15 protein-coding genes are annotated in these 15,437 nt (G+C 60.1%); 6 read left to right on the forward strand and 9 right to left on the reverse strand.

The window, feature by feature from the left end; all coding sequences use genetic code 11:
- The first annotated feature begins 12 nt into the window (after positions 1 to 12).
- Positions 13 to 384: a flagellar export chaperone FliS gene (gene fliS, locus C816_RS12095; RefSeq protein ID WP_371254373.1), complete on the forward strand. Its 372-nt coding sequence runs from the start codon at positions 13 to 15 to the stop codon at positions 382 to 384.
- A gap of 8 nt (positions 385 to 392) precedes the next feature.
- Complete coding sequence (locus C816_RS12100) at positions 393 to 779, forward strand: hypothetical protein (RefSeq protein ID WP_016322678.1); 387 nt, start codon at positions 393 to 395, stop codon at positions 777 to 779.
- Positions 780 to 826: 47 nt separating this feature from the next.
- Here C816_RS12100 and C816_RS12105 read toward each other — a convergent pair whose 3' ends face one another.
- Positions 827 to 1,783: a C39 family peptidase gene (locus tag C816_RS12105; RefSeq protein ID WP_016322679.1), complete on the reverse strand. Its 957-nt coding sequence runs from the start codon at positions 1,781 to 1,783 to the stop codon at positions 827 to 829.
- Positions 1,784 to 1,915: 132 nt separating this feature from the next.
- Between C816_RS12105 and C816_RS12110 the strand changes: the two genes are divergently transcribed.
- The 4 genes from C816_RS12110 to C816_RS12125 all read left to right on the forward strand — a co-directional run bounded on the left by C816_RS12110 (position 1,916) and on the right by C816_RS12125 (position 7,761).
- Positions 1,916 to 2,647: a cell division ATP-binding protein FtsE gene (locus C816_RS12110; protein ID WP_016322680.1), complete on the forward strand. Its 732-nt coding sequence runs from the start codon at positions 1,916 to 1,918 to the stop codon at positions 2,645 to 2,647.
- A gap of 66 nt (positions 2,648 to 2,713) precedes the next feature.
- Positions 2,714 to 4,501, forward strand: a complete 1,788-nt coding sequence (locus C816_RS12115; RefSeq protein WP_016322681.1) for a methyl-accepting chemotaxis protein — start codon at positions 2,714 to 2,716, stop codon at positions 4,499 to 4,501.
- 182 nt (positions 4,502 to 4,683) lie between these two features.
- Entirely contained in the window at positions 4,684 to 6,624 is a 1,941-nt protein-coding gene (locus C816_RS12120) for a cell division FtsA domain-containing protein (protein ID WP_016322682.1), read from the forward strand.
- A gap of 87 nt (positions 6,625 to 6,711) precedes the next feature.
- Entirely contained in the window at positions 6,712 to 7,761 is a 1,050-nt protein-coding gene (locus C816_RS12125; protein WP_016322683.1) for a hypothetical protein, read from the forward strand.
- Here C816_RS12125 and C816_RS12130 read toward each other — a convergent pair.
- The 8 genes from C816_RS12130 to C816_RS12155 all read right to left on the reverse strand — a co-directional run bounded on the left by C816_RS12130 (position 7,707) and on the right by C816_RS12155 (position 15,417).
- Positions 7,707 to 9,134, reverse strand: coding sequence for an AAA family ATPase (locus tag C816_RS12130; protein WP_016322684.1), 1,428 nt, complete (start codon positions 9,132 to 9,134; stop codon positions 7,707 to 7,709). The genes C816_RS12125 and C816_RS12130 overlap by 55 nt on opposite strands.
- A 226-nt stretch (positions 9,135 to 9,360) precedes the next feature.
- Positions 9,361 to 9,555, reverse strand: coding sequence for a hypothetical protein (locus C816_RS24950; protein WP_242832192.1), 195 nt, complete (start codon positions 9,553 to 9,555; stop codon positions 9,361 to 9,363).
- On the reverse strand, positions 9,552 to 9,728 hold the full coding sequence (locus tag C816_RS22755) for a putative motility protein (RefSeq protein WP_016322685.1): 177 nt from the start codon (positions 9,726 to 9,728) through the stop codon (positions 9,552 to 9,554). The genes C816_RS24950 and C816_RS22755 overlap by 4 nt, the downstream gene beginning before the upstream one ends.
- A 4-nt stretch (positions 9,729 to 9,732) precedes the next feature.
- The gene (locus C816_RS12135) at positions 9,733 to 10,011 is read right to left on the reverse strand and encodes a carbon storage regulator (RefSeq protein WP_016322686.1); all 279 of its coding nucleotides are present in this window, start codon (positions 10,009 to 10,011) and stop codon (positions 9,733 to 9,735) included.
- Positions 10,005 to 10,460: a flagellar assembly protein FliW gene (fliW, locus tag C816_RS12140; protein ID WP_016322687.1), complete on the reverse strand. Its 456-nt coding sequence runs from the start codon at positions 10,458 to 10,460 to the stop codon at positions 10,005 to 10,007. The genes C816_RS12135 and fliW overlap by 7 nt, the downstream gene beginning before the upstream one ends.
- A 14-nt stretch (positions 10,461 to 10,474) precedes the next feature.
- Positions 10,475 to 11,086, reverse strand: a complete 612-nt coding sequence (locus tag C816_RS12145) for a DUF6470 family protein (RefSeq protein ID WP_016322688.1) — start codon at positions 11,084 to 11,086, stop codon at positions 10,475 to 10,477.
- Between the two features lie 50 nt (positions 11,087 to 11,136).
- Complete coding sequence (locus tag C816_RS12150) at positions 11,137 to 12,570, reverse strand: hypothetical protein (RefSeq protein ID WP_016322689.1); 1,434 nt, start codon at positions 12,568 to 12,570, stop codon at positions 11,137 to 11,139.
- Between the two features lie 21 nt (positions 12,571 to 12,591).
- Positions 12,592 to 15,417: a FlgK family flagellar hook-associated protein gene (locus C816_RS12155; RefSeq protein ID WP_016322690.1), complete on the reverse strand. Its 2,826-nt coding sequence runs from the start codon at positions 15,415 to 15,417 to the stop codon at positions 12,592 to 12,594.
- Between the last annotated feature and the right edge of the window lie 20 nt (positions 15,418 to 15,437).

The following is a 15,437-nucleotide window of genomic DNA, read 5'->3' on the forward strand; positions in this document are numbered from 1 at the left end:
CATAAAATGGAAATGCGAGGCTTCCAACAGTATAAGGAACAAAGCATCAACACCATGACCCAAGGCGAGCTGCTTCTCCTATTGTACGACGAGCTGGTTAAGCGGCTGACTCAGGCGGAGCTGGCGCTGGGCAAAGAGAATTGGCCCTTGTTTGAAGCCTCCGTCCAGCGCGGGATTGATATTATCAACTATCTGGACCAGACGCTGGATAAGCAGTATCCCATCAGTGCCAACCTGACTCAGCTCTACGAGTATTTTACCTATGAGCTGGGCCGGGTGAAGATTGGCCGCCGGAGCGACCCGCTGACCCATGTGGAATCCATGGTGAGGGAACTGCGGGAGGCCTTTCGGGAGGCGCAGAAAAACGGGGAATCCGGGAGGTAGGTGCCAAAATGGAAGCGTCGACGCTGCTGGATGCCCATGTGCAGGCGAAGCGGATTTACAATCTGCTCAATGAGGTGATGGATGTCTCCCGACAGATGGCGGAGGCCATGGACCGGAATGACCAGGTGGCCATCCAGATGCTGGTCTCCATGCGGGAGGAGCCGATTCACAAGCTCCGCCAGGCCCGCCGGGTCTTGAAGGAGCAGCGGGAAGCCCTGGAGCCGGAGACAGCCCGGCGGCTCACCCAGCTGCTGAACGGAGAGGAGGCGGAGACAGAGGCGGAGGCGCCTCTGGCGGCTCAGGTCGGAGCCAACCGCCGCCTGCTGGCGCAGATCCTGGAGCTGGACCAGGTGCTGAACCGCAAGATGACCCGGGAGAAGTCCGTCTACAAATAAAGTTCAGGCGCCGGCCCAAGCCGGGCCGGCGCCTGTCCCATCGGCTGTCAGCCGGTATTGGACGGATTTTGAGAGATGACCCACAGCGGCGCCCCATCTGAGGTGCTGCGGGAGAGCTCGTCCAGAATCAGTTCCGGCTCCCACTCCATAAGGCTCCGCTCCTCGCTGTTGGGGTCGGCCACCAGGATGTTTCCGCTGAGGGTCACCCCCCGGAGGACGATGAAATGTCCGCCCTGGGTGAAATGTCCGGGTCCCATGAGGGCCACCAGGAGATTGCCGCCCAGCAGGGCGTCCATCAGGGCATCCGGCGTCCGCTCCCGGAAGGAGGCGGCGGTAAGGCCGAATTCGGCGGCCAGACCCTGCACAACGGAGAGGTAGGAGCCGCCTCGTTTGGCCCAGTACCCCAGAGATACCGCCAGCTGGGCCATCTGAAGGGGATCGGTGTCCGCCTCGGTCATGCTGCTGACCACAATGGCCATGGCCGTGGGGCCGCAGCCATAGCGGCCAATGTCGTCGGTGCCGTAGGGCTGTTCCGCCCAGGTTTCACTGCCCTGGTTGAAATAGACAATAGGAATGGTTCCGCCGGTCAGGATTTCCTGGCCGTTGATTACGTTTAACTCTGTGACTGCAGGGTCGGCGGCGGGGCCGCCGTCCGTCAGAGCCGGATCGTCGGCCAGCTGGATGTCCTCCTCCGGCAGAGGCTCTTCTTTGGGGGCCGTGAGGCGGGACCAGAGGACAGTGGCCTGAACCCCGGCTGCCGCGATGCGGCGGGAGACCCGCCGGTGGGCCTCCTCAGAGGCCTGGGAGAGGGCAGCTGCGGCGCGGCCGCAGGCTTGGGCCGCAGCCTGAGCGCCCTGCCGGACAGGCGCGGTGATCTGCTCATAGACAGCAGGGGCAAAAAAAGAACAGGCCGCCAGCTCCACAGTTCCGACGCAGAGGACGGCCAGCAGGATAATCAGCAGCAGGTTCCGTTTGGTCCGGCTGGGGGAAGCTGATTTTTTCATGATCTCACCACCAAAAAATCCGAGATAACTCTTGCATGATACCCATGAACAATGGTATTATATCAGAAGAGTACGTCGCTTTTCAAGAGGGAAGGTACTCTCCGTCATCACTGAGGTACAGGAGCGCTGGCTATGCCCACCATTACGCTGGAAAAGGTGACAAAATATTATAAGGTACAAAAGAAGCACCGCCGGGGCGAAAATCGTGTGGAGATTGGCGTGGAGGACGTGGATCTCACTGTGGAGCAGGGAGAGTTCGTCTTTCTGGTCGGCAGCAGCGGGGCGGGAAAGAGCACCCTGCTGGACCTGATCTCCGGCAAGGTGAAGCCGGACAAGGGGACCGTCTCCCTGAACGGGAAGGACCTGGCGCGGCTGTTCCCCTGGAGCCACAACCAGACAGCGCTGCTGTTCGGCAAGGTGTGTCAGGAGCAGACGCTGGCCCGGAGGATCACGGTGGAGGAGAATCTGCGGATGGCCGCCATGATCGGCAGGCGCAGATTTGAGAGCGCAAAGCACATTGATGAGCGAATCCGGAAGGTACTGGGCCTGGTGGGGATGCGGGGCACGGAGAAAAAGTATCCCGGGGAGCTGTCCATCGGCGAGTGCCGCCGGGTGGAGCTTGCCAGGGCCATGATAAACAGCCCGCCCATTCTGGTGCTGGACGAGATTACAGCCAATCTGGACGACGACAACATCTGGGATATGATTATCTTGCTGAATGAGGTCAACCGAAGGGGGACCACCGTCATTATGGCAACCCACGCCAGCAAATATGTCAACATCATGCGCCGCAGGGTCATTACCCTGGTGGACGGGCATATTTTCGGCGACGTGGAGCGGGGAAGATACGGAGACGTGGTGTAGCGCCGCGAAGCCGATTAGAATATAAAGAAAGTCCGGGATATACGAAAACTGAGGAGGAGATCGGAAATGATCAAGAACATGAAGATCAGGAAGAGCCTGGTCATGGGTTACGGAATCACCATCGTTGTCTCCGTAATTATCATCATCGTGTCGCTGATCCTGATGAGAGTGCAGAAGGGTCAGTATACCGATATTTTGGACCGGTATGTCAGGTCCACCCAGCTGGCGTCTGAGTGCCGCATTGAGTATAACCGCGCCGCACGAAACCTGCGTGATGCAGTGTTGTCTGGCGACATGTCCAGCATTGACAGTGCCAACAGTCAGATCAGCGTTCTGGAGAGCACACTGGCGGAGCTGAACAGCCTGTATCCCCTGGACGACAAGACTGAGCTGAACAATTTTGTCAACCTGGTGAAGGCGTGGGAGACGGAGGCCACTACCATCGGCCAGACTGCCCGAACCAACCAGGCGAAGGCCGCTACGATGATTGTGGAGACCTGCACCCCCGCCCTGAATCAGGCCGCCTCCGCCGGTGATGCCTTGGCCGCCAAACTGGAGGCTGAGGAAGCGGCCATTATTGAGCGGCAGTCCACCATCTCCAACATCGCTATGATTATCATCGTTGCGGCCATGATTATTGCCACCATCGTGGTGATCCGCATCGCCCTAATCATCATCAAGAGCATTGTGATTCCCGCCGAGCAGGTGCGCGTGGCCCTGGTGGGCTTCAGCGAGGGCAACCTGGAAGTTCCTGTGGATTACGAGAGCAAGAACGAGCTGGGCGAGATGTGCCAGGCCCTGCGGACCAGTCAGCATGTCCTCTCCGGAGTCATCGGTGACATCTGCTTCCTGTTGGAGGAGATGGGCGGCGGCAATTTCAACTGCCGCACGAAAACCGAGGAGCTCTATGTGGGCGATCTGAGCGCCGTGTTGAAGTCCATCCGAGCCATCAACCGCAATCTCAGCGACACTCTGGCCCAGATTGACCTCAGCGCTGAGCAGGTTTCCTCCGGTGCCGAGCAGGTCTCCACCGGCGCCCAGGCTCTGGCGCAGGGCGCCACCGAGCAGGCCAGCGCCGTGGAGGAGCTGTCCGCCACCATCGCCGACATCTCCACCAACTCCCACAGCAACGCCAAGCGCAGCGAGGAGGCTATGGAGCACTCCAGAAACTCCGATCTGCGGGTGCGGGAGAGCGCCGAGTACATGGATCAGATGGTGAAGGCCATGGAGAAGATCTCCGAGTCCTCCACCGAGATCAGCAAGATCATCGCCACCATTGAGAATATTGCCTTCCAGACCAATATTCTGGCCCTGAACGCCGCCGTGGAGGCCGCCCGGGCCGGCAGCGCCGGCAAGGGCTTCGCCGTTGTGGCCGACGAGGTGCGCAACCTGGCCACCAAGTCTGACCAGGCTGCCAAGGCCACCAAGGACCTGATTGACAATTCCATCAACTCTGTGCAGGAGGGCGGCGACATCGTCAAGCAGGTCTCCGACTCCCTGAACAAGACCGTGGAGGCCACGAAGCTGTCCATGGAGGCCATTCAGGATATTGCCAAGGCCGTGGAGGAGGAGTCCGAGTCCATCGCCCAGGTGACCGAGGGCATCGACCAGATCTCCGCCGTGGTGCAGACCAACTCCGCCACCAGCGAGGAGTCTGCCGCTGCCAGTGAGGAGCTCAGCAGCCAGGCGTCCCTGATGAAGTCCCTGATGGCTAAATTCAAGCTGCGCACTTCCGGCGGTGAAGCCAGCTATACCGCCGCCCAGCCCAGCTATACTCCCGATTACTCCAGCGTGGAGGAGCCAGTGGATTCCAGCAGCAGTTACAGCGGTTCCAGCCCCTTTAGCAAGTATTGAGCCTTGTGCGTGGAAGCTCGCAGAGGGGTGAGCGCTGCCGTTCCGGCGGCGGGAAGAGAGATTTCGCGCTGGTAAAGTGACCCTGCCGCGGTTGCCAGAGGGCGGTTTGCAGCCGCCCTCTGGCAATATTTTTCCCGTGCCGTGCGCGGGTATCAATTAAAGACAAAAGGAGCGTCGGCTATATGGCGGAATACAAAGCGCAGGAGCAGGATATGATCTTTGCCCTGGACATTGGCACACGCAGCATTGTCGGCGTTGTGGGCAGGCCTGTGGGAGGCCGTCTCAAAGTGCTGGACATTGAGATGGCGGAGCACACCAGTCGGGCCATGATGGACGGCCAGATCGACAATATACAGCAGGTGGCCGCCCTGGCCCGCACGGTGACGGACCGTCTGGAGGATCGTCTGGGCATTCGTCTGGAGCGGGTGTGCGTGGCCGCCGCCGGCCGTGCCCTGCGGACGCAGAGCGGCTGTTTCCGGATCGACCTGCCGCAGAAGCAGGCCATTACCGCCGAGCAGATCAGCCGGCTGGAGGCCGGCGCTCTCTCCGCTGCGGAGGAGGCGCTGCAGGTGGAGGAGGAGACCCGGCGGCAGTTCTTTATGGTGGGCTACACGGTGGCCCAGTACCGCCTGGACAACTACCCGCTGGCGACGCTGCTGGATCACAACGGCCAGCGGGCAGAGGCGGAGGTGGTCGCCACCTTTCTGCCCGGCGAAGTGGTGGAGAGCCTCTACACCGCCATGCGGGCCGCGGGGCTTCAGGTGGCCAGCCTGACGCTGGAGCCCATTGCCGCTATGAACGCCGCCGTCCCCATGGAGCTGCGGCTTTTGAATCTGGCGCTGGTGGACATCGGCGCGGGCACCACGGATATTGCCGTCTGCCGGGATGGCAGCGTGGTGGGCTATACCATGGCGACCATCGCCGGAGACGAGATCACCGAGGCGCTGATGCGGGCCTTTTTGGTGGACTTTCAGACTGCCGAGGAGATGAAGCGGGCGCTGCACACCGGCGAGGACCTGACCTATATGGACATCCTGGGAATGGAAAACACCGTTCCCTGTCAGGAGGTCCGGACCGCCATTGAAGAGCCCCTGGGCCGTCTGGCGGAGGCCATTGCCCAGCGGGTCACAGAGGTCAATACTGTGGCGCCCTCCGCCCTGTTCCTGGCCGGTGGCGGCAGCAAGCTGGACGGATTGCGGGAGCGGGTGGCCAGGTGCCTGAGTATGGATGAGCGCCGGGTGGCCACCGCCGGCAGCAACTACGCCAAGAGCGCCTTTGCCGATGGGCTGGATCTGGGAAATCCGGAGTACGCGACGCCTCTGGGCATTGCCGTCTCCGCCGGCCTGGGGCTGCTGAATGACAGCTATGTGGTCACCCTCAACGGGGAGACGGCCAAACTGTTCCGCAGCGGCAGTCTGACCTTGCGGGATATTCTGCTGATGAACGGCTACACCTATGCCGATATGCTGGGCAGGACCGGAAAGAACCTGAGCATTACGCTGGATGGCCGGCGGATTCACCTGCGGGGCGAGCCCGCTGTGCCCGCCATCCTGATGATTAACGGGGAGGAGGCCGCCCTCACAGCCATCGTCAATGCCGGAGACCGCATTGCCTTTACGCCTGCCCGCTCCGGTGCGGACGCATTTAGAACCCTGGGCCAGCTTCTGGGAGAGGAATTTACCGGCCGGGTACTGGTGAACAACCAAAATGTGCCGCTGGATACGCCTTTGCAGCAGGGAGATGTGATTCTGACCCTGGACCGAGGAGCCGCCTCTGAGGTGAGATTGGAGGAGGCTGAGGATGCGGAGGCCGCCGCGCCGCCGTCTTCGCTTCCTGCGCCGCCTCCGCCGCCTCCTGCGCCTGTGGAGACCCCGGCGCCCGCTCCAGCCCCGGTGAAACCGGCGGAAGCGCCCAGAGGAGTACACCTTATTTTGAACGGAACGCCGCTGACTCTGCCGGAGAAGGACAGCGGCCAGCCCTACTACCTGATGGACTTGCTGGAGCGGTCCGGGCTGGACTTTGACCACTTGGAGGGCCCGGTCCGCCTGACGGTAAACGGTATGGAGAGCGGATTCAGTCAGGCGGTACGGAGCGGAGATGTGGTTACCATCCGTTGTGACTGATTGCAGACGCAGTAACAATGACCGAGGCCGGGCCGGTCCCATGGGGATGTCGAGGCCCTGCCCTCTGGAATTTGGAGTGTGAAACAGTTGAAACGCGAAAAAAAGGAAAAGGCGCCAAAGCCCAAAAAGGAAAAAGCGCCGAAGCCCAAGAAGGAAAAGAAGCCGAAAAAGGGCAAAAAAGGCGCCGCTCCGGAGCTGGAAAATCCGGAGGAGGGCGTCGTTGAAACCGGTAAAAAGAGCAAAAAGAAGAAACTTTTGATAATCCTTCTGCCTGTTTTGGTCCTGGCGGTGGGTGCGGCGGTGTTCTTTTTTGTCGTCCGCCCCCGGCTGGGCGGAGAAAAAACGGAGGAACCGCCGCCTCCGCCGGAGCCGGTGGAGCTCCCCCTCATGTACACCATGGGCGAGACTGAGGTCCACGCCCTGCCGGTATGGGGGGAGAGCACGGTCTATCTGGAAGAACAGGAAGTGCCGCTTGTGGAGAATGTCGAGAAGGAGGACACCGGGGACGCGGAGACTGAGGACGCGGAGACTGAGGAAGAGCCGCCGGTGCCCACGGCAGTGACCTACCGCTACGAGGGACTCAGCAGTCCCGGCACGCTGGCTTCCGTATACACCACACTGATGACACTTGATGACGTAGGCTTCTCCCAGGTGGATGAAGAGCTGACCCGCATCAAAGAGCCGGAGGAACTGGCAGTGGAGGCGGGCTCCGTCCACCTGGCGAAGAATGCCCCGGAGGACGGGAAGGCCATGTCCATCCAGCTGGAGTGGACAGAGGAGATCTGTACCGTTACAGTGGATCTGGTGGACGGCAGGGTGAAGAATCCTCCGGAGCCGACGTCGCCCATGGGCCCCATGGGTATGTCAGCGGACCAGATAATCGACTATATGCAGTCCCTGAATCCGTCTGTTCTGGGCCTGGAGGGCTCCACTATGGAGGGTTATGACCTTCTAATGCAGGAGGGATCTGTTCTGATTGACGGCAATCCCTGCGTCCGTGTCAACGCCTACCGGATCAACAGCCAGACTGGAACCAACGAGATCGGAGGAAACTACTTCCTCTCCCTGGACGGCACTCATCTTTACAGACTGGACGTGGCCAGCAACTCTGTGACGGAGCTTGATCTTCCGCAGTGATCCGGCAGGAGCCGCAGCTGGCCCGGAGTGCCTGTTAAGGAAAAAGCCTTCCACCCTGCTGGGACCTGAGAGAAAAGCGGAGTGAGCACGCCCTCCAGTACGCTGACCGAGGAACGCATGGAGAGGGCGTCCCGCCCCGGAGCCAGGGCTTGGACAGTTTCCGACGCCACGGTGGTAATCTCCAGGCCGTATTCCCGGCCCAGGGAGCGGATCTGCTTGACGGTGATGGCCAGCCGGGCGGCCTCGTCCAGCTGCTGGAAGCCGATAAGGCCGCTGAAGCGGCCCGCGATCTCCGTCAGGACTCCCTGACGGACCATGGCTCGCCGCGCTTCCTCGTTTTCTTCAAAAAGCCGCTCCGCCAGTTCCGCTGGCGAGGCGGCTTTTTCCTGCCTGCCGCCTGACTCGGACGGGGTGTCCCCGCCGGAGAAGCCCAGGCGCCGCTGTCCGCCCGCCGCAGTCAGATCGGCGTTGGTGGTGAAGACGAAGACGCACCGCCGGAAATCCAGCTCCCGCTCTCCGCTGTTGTCCGCCCGGTGGGCGGTGCAGCGGCCCTCATCCAGAATGGACATGAAGACCTTCAATACCTCCGGATGGGCCTTCTCCAGCTCGTCGAACATGAACACCGTGAGAGGATTTCTACGCACTGTCTCGAAGATGGGCTGGTCCTCATAGCCCACGTATCCCGGCGGCGCGCCTGTGAGGCGGTGGACGGAATGGGACTGGGTGAAGGTGTTCAGCTCCGTCCAGACAAATTGGTACCGTTTTCCGCAGCATCGCTCCAGCGCCGGCGCCAGCGCCTTGCCCAGCTCCGACTTTCCCACCCCGGTGGGGCCGTGGAAGATCAGGGAGAGAGGCCGTGCCGGCGCCTGCTTGCCCACATGGGCGTACAGCCGAAAGGCCGTGGCCTCCACCGCGTGTTCCTGCCCCAGTACGGCCTTGCCCAGCTCCTCAGTCAGGCGGCGGTAGAGAGGCGGCCAGACCTCCGGAACGGCTGTCTGCCGCCGGGAGACCGTCCGCCGCTCCGGGCGTGGAAGAGGGCGGCCCCGGAGCGGTGCGCCTGCCTCCACCTCCCGCCGCAGAGACTGCAGCCGGGCGGAGAGTGCCTGGAAGCTGTCAAACCGCCAGACGTTCCGCCCAAACAGCACTGTCAGCACCGGGCTCTTTCCCCGGTAAGTCACCATAGGCCGCCAATACAGCGTATAGCTCTCTCCCTGGCGGAGAAAACCCAAGGCGGTCCGCTCCGGAGTACACCCGGCGGGCATTTGGCAGTCTTGAAATTCATAGGCCTTGCCCTGATGGGCGTGGATGTCGATACAGGTTTGCAGGGCCTGAAAGGCCGCCGGCGAAGCGGTGCACAGCTGATAAAAGGTCACGGAATCCCTCCATCCAAGTGGGTTTGAAAAGTATTTTCAAACCATTATTTCCCAAAAACAGGAATTTTAACGGAAAGTGGGAAAAAAGCCGGTTTTTTATAGACAGAGTACGGCAAAAGAATCCCTCTGCTTTTGGAGACTGCGGCAGCAGAAGGATAGTCAAACACACCTGAAAACCGCATATTGCGGTTTTCAGGTGTGTTGATGCAGCCCTATTTGAAAAATATCAATGGCGGATATTTTTCAAATAGGGCTGCGCAAAATTTTTGAAATATACAAAGTATTCCTGCAAATTTTTGCCCTGCCCAACGAAGAGATCTCGCCGCTGAACATTCCGGCGTTTATCAAACAAGGCCGAAATAATTTGCAAAAAAAGCGCCGGCATGGCGCCTTGCCATGCCGGCTGGTGGATCGCTCTCATGCGTAGGTGTCAATGTACTGACCCATGGCGGGGGCGTCCGGGAGCATATTCAGCAGTTCCTGGGCGGCCATCTCCATGGTGTCCATAGCCTTCCGCTCCAGAGCCGTGGAGTACTGAACGGAGAATTGAGCTGCGCTCATACTCATGGCGGCGCTGGCGATTGAGTCCATCATGGTTTCACACTTCCTTCCTGGGTGTTTTCGCAGCCGGGGGAGTTTGGCGGGAGTGCTCCGGACTGCCGCCGAAGAGATCCAGCAGTTCCACAGGGGCGGTCTCGCCTGCGGCGGAATCCCGGTTGGCGGCTGTGGCGTCTACCAGCTCGCTGCGCAGGATGGGCACATCCTGCGGGGCGGAGATGGCCAGACGAACGCGTCCGCCGTCCACGGAGACCACCGTAATCGATATATCCTCACCGATGACCAGAGACTCACCGGGCTTGCGCTGTAAGATCAGCACGTGGCGGCCTCCTCCCTGGGGCCGAATTCGGCCAGGGGATGCCGCATACCGTAGTCCTCAATCTCCATAATGACCTGACGGGCTTCCCGGGTGCCGGGGTGGATGACCACCGGGCACTTCAAATTCACCGTGCTGGCGGAGACGGGGTGCTTTACTGCGCACATCACATAGAAGCACAGTCCCTGTATATCCTCCACGCCGAAAAGCTGCAGTTCCGCCTTTCGGAGGGCGGGGACATATCCCGGGCAGAGAGAAAAGGGGTCCATCACCACAAAGGCCAGCGCGGGCGTGGCAGTGCTCTGGAGACACAGCAGATTCTCCCCGCTGCCCTCAAAGGGCAGCAGGAGGAAGCTGTGCTCGTCGTCAAAACCAAAGAGACCGGCGGGGAAGGTGATGGTCTCGGAGGGCTCGTAATCGATCTCTCCGAAATACTTTGTCTGGAGCTTCAATAGGGAACCTCCTGTCATGCCTGTACGTCAATGGGCTCGTAATTGGGATCGGCAGAGGGAGGGACATACAGCGGTCCGCCGATGTATTTGATGATGACCTCAGGCTGCTGCTTGACGGTGATCTCGATGTCGCCGGGCACGAACTCGAACTGGGTCTGGTTGAGACGCCAGTCGAAATTCAGCTTATCCATCTCAAAGCGGATGTTCAGCTCCGCGGGGTCCCAGCTGATCTCCGGACCGGTGGTGGGGATGAAATCCAGCCCCGGCTGCGTGTTGATGTCGGGGCTCAGGGCAGTAAAGGAGAACTGCGCCAGAGGATCGCCGCCACCCACCTTTGCCTTGAGCAGCAGCTCTCCCTGCTGGGCATAGGTGGCCGTGGCCTCATAGGCAGCCTGCTTGCCCTTTTCGGCGCTCTGCTCGATCTTCTGGGCCGCGGTGGGAGTGATGGAGCTTTGCATTTCAAAGGTGTCGATATTCAGCCGGATGGGGCGGCTCTTGATGCTCAGACCGCCTTTGTCCCGAGAGATTTCCAAGTCCGCCGAGGCATTCGCGTATTCCAGCCTGGCGTGGGAGGTCCTCATCTCGATTTCAATAGGGACGCTTGTGATTTCAATGAGCTGGTTCATAGATCATGCCAAACTCCTCTCTATTTCAAAATACAAAACTACAATATCAATCAGGCAAAATTCATATAATCCATCAGGCTCTGGTTGAGGATGCTGTTGCCGACTTTCAGAGCAGTGTCATAGCAGTATTTGGCGAAAATAAAGTCAGAAATGGCTGCGGCCGGGTCCACATAGTCGATAGACTGGATCTGCTCATTGATGGTATAGGCGTTGCTCTCCAGCTGCTTCTGGTTGTTTTGCAGGAACTGGGACTGAGTGGTCAGCTCGGTGTAGCGGTCCTTTATCCGGTAGGAGGATTCCTCGAAGGACTCCACCAGGGCGTTGAACCGGGCCTCGTCCTCGGTGGAGGCAAAGTCGCCGTTGTCCGGACTGCACCGCTGGAGAATGGTGCCGATCTCGTCGGTGATGGCGACGATGTTCTTGGGAATGTCGTTAAAGGTAAACGTCTGCGCGGGAATCGTCTCGCCGTTCTCATTCTTGCGCTCGGGCAGAGTGACCGTCCGCTCCTCCAAACCATAGCCGCCCAGGAAGTTCACCGCCTGGAGGGCGATGTTGTACACGCTGGAGGACTCCACCTTGCCGCCGTTCATGTCGTAGCCCAGGCCGATGTCCACGTACTTCTTCTCGCCCTTGGAGATATAGTCCAGCTTCTCCAGGTCGGAGGGGTCGTTGGAGGCCACGTTCACGCCCCGGTAGAAGAGGCTCCGGCCGGCGCTGAACTGGTCGTCGGTGGGTTCGCCGTTGCTGGTGAGGTATGGGGCGGTGACTTTCACGTCGTACTGGGGATTCTCCTGGGGAACTGTGGCAGCCTGAGCCGCATCATTGGTTCCCGTGCCGTCGGGAAGCAGATACTGGCCATACGCGGGGTCAGCGGGATCAGTGACTGCCGCGTCATAATTGGGATTTAACTGAGCTACGATGTTGGCCTCGGCGGCGTCGTTGGTCCCTGTGCCGTCGGCCTTGAGGTATTTGAACGCCGCAATGCTGTCCGGCGCGTAGTCCGGATTTGTGGTGGGCTCCCAGGTCAGGGGTACGTTCAGCGCGTCCGCGCCGGCGAAGACGAAGTTGTCGCCGTAACGTCCGTTCATAAATTGCACCAGATCGTTGGCGTGGGCGGTGATCGACTGGCCCAGGGCGTTGCGGCCGGAGGCGTCGGGGTCGTTCAGAGCCCGGAGAATGGCGAAATAGGCGGAGCCCTCGGCGTCGGGATCGGTGTCAATCACCTTTTCCACACTGGTCACAGAGCTGAATGCCACATCGTATTTCCGTACGGTGTCCTCGTTGAGGCTGTGCTGGGCGCTGGTGCGCAGATAGGCCCGGCGCAGGGTGAAGCTCTGGGCCGCCGTGGCGGGGTCCTCGGCGAAGGAGTTGAAGGCCCGGCCGGTCATTACAGTGGTGATGGACTTGTTCAGGGTATAGGTGGAGCGCTGTAAGTTGTAACGGTATCCTCTCAGGGAGCCCGTGACTGTCATGCGAGGAATCATGGCTATTCCCTCCTTCTAAGATCAGGTCGTCAGACCGGTGTTGTTGATGAGCTTATCCAGCACGGAGTCGATGGTGGTCATCAGCCGGCAGGCGGCGTTATAGGCCTTTGCGTACATCGTCAGGTTCATGGCCTCGTCGTTGAAGTCCACACCGGAGACGGAGTCCCGGCTGGTGTCGATGCTCACCTGAGAATTGTAGGCATTGTCCAGGCTTTTGGCGGCGATCATCGTGTCGTTGCCCAGAACGGTGCCCATGTTGAGCCACATATCCTCCAGCTTGCCGGTGAACATGGCCTCGTGGCGGACGTTCTCCACGCCGTCATAGGGCACGGTGTCAGGGTGGAACTCCAGGCTCTTATAGCCCAGGCTGATGAAGTTTTGGACGATATTGTCGCTGTCCGAGGAGGCGGGCTCCGTGAAGCCTGTGGGACAGATAAAGGAGTTGACGATCAGGGGTCCGGAGGCCCAGTCCAGGGAGATGGAGATATTGCCGGCGGTGATGGGCGGGTCGTCGTCGTTGGTGTCGCCGTTGTTGCTGAACAGGTTCCCGCCCCGGAAGGTGCCGGCGGTGATCTCCACAGAATTTCCGTCGGCGTCCTTGTATTCGGTGCCGTCCAGATTTTTGACGGTTTGGGTACTGTTCAGATAGGCGATCACGTCCGGTTCGCCATCGTCGTTGACATAGCCGTTGTCACTGAGCCACTGCTTGGTCACGTCGGGGACCTTTGTCATGTCCCACTCCTTGGGGCCCAGCATGTCGGAGGTTTTCAGGGTGTAATCGCCCGGCAGGGTGATGGCCTGCGTCGTCATGCCGCCGGTCTTGCTGGTGCCGCCCGCGGGATCCCAGACCTGGGTGACAATCTCCCGGTTGGGGTTGGTGAGGTAGCCCTGGTTGGCCTTGTTCATCTCCGTGGCGAAGGTGTGGGCCAGCAGGTCCAGAGACTTCTGGTAGTAGGGGATGCCCCGCTTCTTGAGGGCGTTTTCGTCCACATTGTTCACGGTGTCCTGGCTGGAGAACTCGCCGGCCTCCGTCAGCAGCTCCCGCTGGGACTGGAGCTTTCCGTACAGGTCGTTGTCGTCCAGCTTCACCTTGGAGGAGGGGACCTTCTCGTAGACCTCCTTATAATAGGTGGGCGCGCCCCGGGCCTCGTCCAGATCGTTGGTGTAATCGGCGGCGGTAAGCGTAGCGGGGTCTTTGTCCTTGCTGGCATATTTGATATACCGGTAGCCGGTGGTATCATTGGCGTCATAGGCGTTGTTCGCCTTGGGAATCCAGGCTTCGTTGTAATCGTTGGTGCCCTGATTGGTGGGCTGCATGGTGGTCTGATCGACCTTGATATACCTGGAGTTTCCATCCTGGGGAGCGTTGGGGTCCCAGTCGTCATCGTTCGGAGATTTGCCGAAGTTGGGATTGTACTGGTATACCTTGGCCGCCTGCTGGGGGTCGTTGGTGCCCGTGCCGCTGGCGGTGAGGTAGGGATAGGCGGTGGTGCTGCCCTTGTTCCACAGGGGGTTGCGGATGATCTCGTCGGACAGCTCCTTGATATAGGTGGTAATGGTGACCACATCGTCGGCGGGATTCACCGTGGCAGTGGCCTTGCCGCCGCTGGCGATGAAATCAGCCTCTGTGATCTCCGTTCTGGTGGGCTTGCCGATGGTGTAGAGAACGCGGCCGTTGCGGTCCGTCAGCTCGGAGACGGTGATGTTGAAATTGGGGTCGTGGGCGGCCTCCGTATAGGAGGCGGTGGCCGTCTTGCCGTCCGCCTTCATGTAGAGCAGACCGTCGTTTGCGCCGGTCGTGTCATAGTCGGCATTCTTTTTGGGAACCAGAGAGGCGTCCGCCTCGTTGTTGACGATGGTCATGGAGCCGTCGTCGTTGATCTTGACATAATTGCCGTTTTCATCCTTTGCCCGCACCAGCTCGGCCCGGGCCTCGTTGTTGGTCAGCGTTCCGTCCGCCTCCACGTACTTGTAGGCCTTTTTGTTCAGCACGGCGTCAATGGAGAGCTGAGAGGAGTAAATGCCGTCAATCAGTACGGTTTCGTCGGTGTGGACGGAGGCGTCCGGGTTGGCGTCGTCCAGCTTGATGGTCAGCTTTTCAACCTCGGCGCCAACGCCCACCTTCTCCATGCTGTAGCTCACGTCGATCTTGATATATTCCGACAGCTCGTCGATCAGCAGGTTCCGCTCGTCCCGCATCTCCAGAGCGTCGTCGCCGAAGATGTCCGCCTGACGGATGTTCTCGTTCAGATTCCGGATGTTGGTGAGAAGGGTGTTCACCTTATCCACGTTTCTCTCGAACATCTGCACGGTGTTGTTGTACTGCTCCTCCAGACCCCGGCTGTAAGACTGCAGGAAGTTGGTCAGCGTCTGGCAGGCGGACTTCACCTGAACGTCGTATTCGTTGTGGCCTGTATTGCCGTTCAGATTGCTCAGCGCCTTGAAAATCTCCCGGAACTGCGAGTGGATGATGCCGAATTCCTTGCCCTCGGAGGTCTCGCCGCCCTTGCCAACCTCGTCCAGAACGCCGGCAATGCGGTTCAGACCCTCCAGCAGGGCGTCCATGGCGCCCACTTCGGCGGTCTTAGAGCGGTACTGAATGTCCAGATAGGGGTCCCGCAGCTGAGACAGGCCGTAGCACAAAACGCCCTGGCCAACCTTCACGCCGGTGGTGGAGTAATAGCGGTCCGCGCCGGCGTTGTATAAGCTCTTCTGGTCCAGCCGCTGCCGGGTATAGCCCAGAGTGTTGACGTTGGAAATATTGTTGCCCGTAACCCTCAGGCCGGTCTGGGAGGCGTAAATCGCCAGACGGGCCTGCGTAAAAGAACCAAATGTACCGATACCCATAAATAACCTCCATGCGCCCC

It is taken from the genome of Oscillibacter sp. 1-3 (genome assembly GCF_000403435.2).
Lineage (GTDB): Bacteria > Bacillota > Clostridia > Oscillospirales > Oscillospiraceae > Oscillibacter.